This window comes from Kitasatospora sp. NPDC091257 (assembly GCF_044757675.1).
GTDB lineage: Bacteria > Actinomycetota > Actinomycetes > Streptomycetales > Streptomycetaceae > Kitasatospora > Kitasatospora lactacystinica.
Genome location: NZ_JBIVVI010001460.1, coordinates 1 through 1,971, shown reverse-complemented (window position 1 = coordinate 1,971; position 1,971 = coordinate 1). Strand labels below are relative to the sequence as shown.

The 1,971-nt window shown below is 74.4% G+C and carries 1 protein-coding gene; it reads left to right on the top strand.

The window, feature by feature from the left end; genetic code table 11:
* Positions 1 to 385: 385 nt before the first annotated feature.
* Complete coding sequence (locus tag ACIQOV_RS39350; RefSeq protein ID WP_401055691.1) at positions 386 to 1,903, top strand: AI-2E family transporter; 1,518 nt, start codon at positions 386 to 388, stop codon at positions 1,901 to 1,903.
* Positions 1,904 to 1,971: the final 68 nt, after the last annotated feature.

Here is a 1,971-nt window from a genome sequence, read left to right as displayed (position 1 = left end):
GGGGGGCGGACCGCGCCGCCCGGGCTGCGCTGACCAGTGCGCCCTCGGGCGGTGCGGTCCCGGTTGCGGACGCGGGGCGCGGGAAGGGGTCCTGGTTGCTTCCCGCACCGGCCGGTCCGCCGGCAGTTGGCCGCGGGGCGACCTCGGTGGCCGGGCTCCGGGGTCTCGTCCCGACTCCTCCCCAGCGGACCGCATCCGAAACCGGATGGAACCTTGCGTTTTGTCCGGTTCGTCGGCATGGGAGGTTCGAGTCGAACGGGCCCGCGGCCGGACTGGCCGCGCCCTCGCCGGGTAGCGTCATCCCTGACGGCCGCGGCGGGACCCGCGGCGTACCGCCGGGCACGGCGGGTTCGGCGGGTTCGGCAGTGGAGCGGTGGTAGCGAGGATGGCGCGGGGCGGAAAGGCCTTCAAGGCCGTGGCCAAGGGCATGGCCGTGGTGGCGAGCGCGGCCGCCGTGATCGAACGGCGCCGGCGGGCCGCGATGGCGGCCGACCCGCACGAGCCGGCCCTCCCGGGGCCGGCCGCCGGGAACGTTCCGGCGCTCGTGGACGGGCACGTCCCGGCACTTGTCCCGGCACTCGTCGAGGCGCCCGGACCGGTCCCGGTCCCGCGGACCGACCCGGCCCCGGCGGCCGAGGCGGTCCCGCCGTCCGCCGCGGCGGCCCCGGTCACCGCGCCCGCGCCGGTCGCGCACACCGGGTTCGGGCGGGAGTACCACCCCGGCCGCCCGGCCACCCCCGCCGAGGCGGTGCCGTGGGGGCTGCGGGTGGCCGCGGAGTCGACCTGGCGGCTGCTGCTGCTCGGAGCCGCGCTCTACGTCGTCTTCTACGTGGTCGACATGCTGCGGCTGGTCGCCTTCTCGGTGCTGGCCTCGCTGCTGATCACCGCGCTGCTGGAGCCCTCGGTCTCCTGGCTGCGCCGGCGCGGGGTGCCGCGCTCGCTGGCGGCGGGCGGGGTGTTCCTCAGCGGTCTCGCCGGGATCGGACTGGTCGGCTGGTTCGTGGTCTGGCAGGTGTCGACCAACCTCTCGGACGTCACCACCCAGGTGAAGACCGGCGTCAACCAGATGCGGGACTGGCTGGTCACCGGGCCGCTGCACCTGACCCAGCAGCAGATCACCGACTTCGCCAACCAGATCACCAAGGCCATCACCACCAACACCGATCAGCTCACCTCGGCCTCGATCACCGGCGCGCAGATCGCCGTCGAGGTGCTGACCGCACTGCTGATGACCTTCTTCACCACCTTCTTCTTCCTCTACGACGGGGCGAAGATCTGGAACTGGGCGCTGCGCGGGCTGCCGCGGCACTCCCGCTTCGCGATGGCCGGGGCCGGCCCGAAGGCGTGGGCGACGCTCACCGCCTATGTGCGCGGCACGGTCTGCGTGGCCTTCATCGACGCGCTCTGCATCGGCATCGGCGTCGATCTGCTGGGCGTGCCGCTGGCCCTGCCGCTGGCTGTGATCATCTTCCTGGGCGCCTTCGTCCCGCTGGTCGGCGCACTGGTCACCGGCACCGTCGCGGTGCTGATCGCGCTGGTCACCCAGGGGCCGTGGACGGCGCTGATGGTGCTGGTGGTGCTGGTGGTGGTGATGCAGGTGGAGAGTCACATCCTCCAGCCGCTGATCCTCGGCCGGGCCGTCCGGGTCCACCCGCTCGGCGTGGTGCTCGGCGTCGCGGCCGGCGGCATCATCGGGGGCATCGGCGGCGCGGTGGTCGCCGTCCCGCTGATCGCCGTCACCAACACCGTGGTCACCCACCTGCGCCGGCGCAACGAGGCCGGTCAGGCCGTCTTCACCGCGCTCGAAGCCGCCCGCGAGGCCGCCGAACGGACGGCCGGACAGGCCGCCGAGCGCACCGCGGCCACCAGTTCCGCCCCGCCGGCCGCGCCCGCCACCGACTGACCCTCCGCCGTGCCGGACTGCCGGTGGGGAGAACGACGACGGGCCCTCCCGGACATGGTGTCCGGGAG

Bases quoted from the DNA above. Each gene is read 5' to 3' on its own strand.
- ACIQOV_RS39350 (WP_401055691.1), top strand. From the start codon at position 386: ATGGCGCGGGGCGGAAAGGCCTTCAAGGCCGTGGCCAAGGGCATGGCC.